Here is a 512-nt window from a genome sequence, read left to right on the forward strand (position 1 = left end):
CGCGAATTGTAAAATTAAGTTAGAAAAATAAAAAGGCATTTATGGTACACTCAAATTGTATTTCCGACGAAAGAAAACAAAGGAGTGTAACCATAAATGACCTACAAACATCTTACCATAGACGAACTGACAATGATAGAATCATATTATCTTCAACATAATAAGCCGGTTGAAATCGCTAACCGAATGGGACGTGCTATACAAACTATTTATAATGTAGTCAATAAGTTCAAGCAAGGCAAGACTGCTCTTGATTATTGGCACCAGTATAAAGAAAATAAGAAAAAATGTGGTAGAAAAGTCATTCAATTACCTGCTCATGAAGTAGATTACATTAAAGAGAAAGTCACTCTTGGTTGGACGCCTGACGTCATTATCGGGCGAAAAGAAAGGCCTGTTTCATGCGGTATGAGAACACTTTATCGTTTATTTTCTAAAGGAATATTTGATATTGACACACTACCGATGAAAGGTAAAAGAAAACCCAATGGCCATCAGGAAAAACGGGGAAA

At 35.4% G+C, this 512-nt stretch carries 1 pseudogene; it reads left to right on the forward strand.

Annotation, left to right across the window (positions count from 1 at the left end):
• Positions 1–96: 96 nt before the first annotated feature.
• Positions 97–512, forward strand: a pseudogene (locus HMPREF2731_RS01690) (IS30-like element IS6770 family transposase); the annotation flags it as partial.

The organism is Enterococcus sp. HMSC072F02 (genome assembly GCF_001837725.1).
Classification (GTDB): domain Bacteria; phylum Bacillota; class Bacilli; order Lactobacillales; family Enterococcaceae; genus Enterococcus_B; species Enterococcus_B lactis.